Below are 2718 nucleotides of genomic sequence, written 5' to 3' on the forward strand. Positions count from 1 at the left end.
GTCCAGCACCCCGCCACGGCCACCCTGCGCTGGTCCTCCGACCGCGGCTGGGTGGACCGCCCGGGCGTGGCCGCCGAGCCCCCCGAGGCCGCCTCCATGCCGACCCTCGCCCAGCTGACCACGGCCGAGCAGCGGTGGGCAGACCGCGAGGAGGACATCACGACCGTCGGCGGCGACCCGTACGAGGTCGGGCAGGTCTTCGCCCGGCGCTGGGTGGAACGGCTGGGCGACCAGGCGCACCTGCAGAAGCTGTCGTCGATGTACCCGCGGATCCCGCACCGCATCGACGGCGAGCTGCTGCGCTACGCCGCCCGGTTCGGGCTGCTCGCGCACAAGGACGACCAGATCGACGAGCACGACCGGTACGCCATCCGGGCCGGCTTCTGGCGGGAGATCGACGTACGGACCTCCGCCGAGCACGCTCCCGCGGGCGACTGAGCGGAGGGCCTCACCGGGGCAGGGGCCGACCCGAAGGAGAGCGAAGCCCGCCGACCACGTACCCTCGTGCTTTGTGAGGACGCGCGCGGTACAGGCACTTCGGCCCGGGGACGACGTCGTGTGCGCGGTGCGCGGACTGACCAAGACCTATCCCGCGCTGCGCGGCCGGCGCGGCGTACCCGCGGCGCCCGAGGTGCGGGCCACCGACGGGGTCGCACTCGACGTGCGGCGCGGTGAGATCTTCGGACTGCTCGGCCCGAACGGCGCCGGCAAGTCCACCCTCGTACGCCAGCTCACCGGGCTGATGCGCCCCGACCACGGCACCGTGCGGATCCTCGGCCACGACATCGTGGCCCACCCCGAGCGGGCCGCGCGGATCCTCGCCTACCTCGGGCAGGAGTCCAGCGCCCTGGACGAGCTGACCGTCTCCCTCGCCGCCGAGACCACCGGGCGGCTGCGCGGCCTGGGCCTCGGGCAGGCGCGTGCCGAGCGGGACGCCGTGCTGGACGAACTGGGCCTCGCGCCGATCGCCGGACGCCCGCTGAAGAAACTCTCCGGCGGCCAGCGGAGGCTCGCCTGCCTCGCCGCCGCACTGGTCGGCGAGCGCCCGCTGCTGGTGCTCGACGAGCCGACCACCGGCATGGACCCGGTGGCGCGGCGGGCGGTGTGGTCCGCCGTCGACCGGCGGCGCGCCGAGCGCGGCACCACGGTCGTGCTGGTCACCCACAACGTCATCGAGGCCGAGACCGTCCTCGACCGGGTCGCCGTTCTCGACCGCGGCCGGGTCATCGCCTGCGACACCCCGGCCGCGCTCAAGGAGCGGGTCTCCGGCGAGGTGCGCGTCGAACTGGTGTGGCGGGGACGGGCGCCCCTGGAGGTGACGGAGGTCGCCGCGCTCAAGGAGCGGGCCGTGGAGTCGGGGCGCCGCTGGACACTGCGGCTCGCGCCCGAGGAGGCCCGCGCCGCCGTCGCCACGGTCACCGGCGGGGCCGCCTACGCCGCCCTGGACGACTTCACCCTGGCCACGCCCAGCCTGGAGGACGTGTACCTGGCGCTGGGTGGCGCCGCCCGGCAGGGGCTGGTGAAGGCATGAGCGCGCGGGCCGGCCGGTCCGTACCGGACCGGTGGGAGGATCGACGGGATCGCGCGGGCGCCGCGGGGGACCCGCGCGGTGCCCGGAGCGCCGCCGGAACGGCGTCCGCCGTAGGGAAGAGGAGCAGCTCGACGTGAGTGTCGTACCCGCCGGTGTACTGCCGGGCGCGACGGCCGTGCAGGACGGCGGCGCCGGTCAGGCGGCCGGACTCGGGCCGCCGGCGCGGCTGTGGCCGTCGCTGGCCGCCGTGTACCGGGCCCAGCTGTCACGCGCGCGCGTGGCGCGGATCCCGCTGCTGTTCGTGGCGACCTTCCAGTCCGTCGGCATCATGATCATGATGCGGGGCGTGGTCAGCGACGGCAGCGAGGCCCAGTACGTGGTGGCCGGCGCGTCGATCGTCGTCGTCGCCTACGTCGCCCTGAACCTGCTCGCCCAGTACTTCGGGCAGCTGCGGGCCAGCGGCGGGCTCGACCACTACGCGACGCTGCCGGTGCCGCCCGCGGCCGTGGTGCTGGGCGCGGCGGCCGCGTACGCGTCCTTCACGGTGCCGGGCACGCTCGTGACCGCCGTGTTCGGCTCCGTGCTGTTCGGGCTGCCGCTGGGCAACCTGTGGGTGCTGGCGGCGGTGATCCCGCTCGCCGGCGCCGCGCTCTCCGGGCTCGGCGCGGCCTGCGGGCTGCTCGCGCCGCGCCCGGAGCTCGCCACCCTCTTCGGGCAGTTGGGCATGTCGGCGGCGCTGCTGCTCGGCGTGCTGCCCCCCGACCGCATGCCGGAGGCGGTACGGCTGCTGCGCGACCTGCTGCCGTCGACGTACGGCGTGGAGGCGTACGCGCACACCTTCGCGGCCCGTCCCGACTGGGCGCTCGTGTTCACCGACATGGCCGTCTGCGCCGGGGTCGGGGTGGTCTCGCTGGCCGTCGCCACCTGGGCGTATCGCCGGGCGGCCGTCCGGTGACGCGGGTTTTCGACGCAACTGGCACGATGACGAGGTGACCGCTCCGTTGACTCCGCCCCCGCCGCCGCACCGGCGGTCCTCACAGCCGTTCCGCTCCTCCGGGCACCCACAGCGGGATCGCGCCCAGCGCGACGACGTTGGCGAGCGCGCCCACCCACAGCATCGACGAGCGGGACATGCCGACCGCGTCACTGGTCGCGTAGGCCAGCGCCCACACGGTGAAGATGGTGCT

General features: G+C 75.3%; 2 protein-coding genes and 1 pseudogene. All 3 read left to right on the forward strand.

Annotated features, from left to right (window positions below):
* Nucleotides 1-438: pseudogene (locus C1I97_RS34930) on the forward strand (NYN domain-containing protein); the annotation flags it as partial.
* 118 nt (nucleotides 439-556) lie between these two features.
* Complete coding sequence (locus C1I97_RS34935) at nucleotides 557-1531, forward strand: ABC transporter ATP-binding protein (RefSeq protein ID WP_111006981.1); 975 nt, start codon at nucleotides 557-559, stop codon at nucleotides 1529-1531.
* A gap of 133 nt (nucleotides 1532-1664) precedes the next feature.
* Nucleotides 1665-2486, forward strand: coding sequence for an ABC transporter permease (locus C1I97_RS34940; protein WP_111006980.1), 822 nt, complete (start codon nucleotides 1665-1667; stop codon nucleotides 2484-2486).
* The last annotated feature ends 232 nt before the right edge of the window (nucleotides 2487-2718 follow it).

It is taken from the genome of Streptomyces sp. NTH33, assembly GCF_003236365.1.
Classification (GTDB): Bacteria; Actinomycetota; Actinomycetes; order Streptomycetales; family Streptomycetaceae; genus Streptomyces.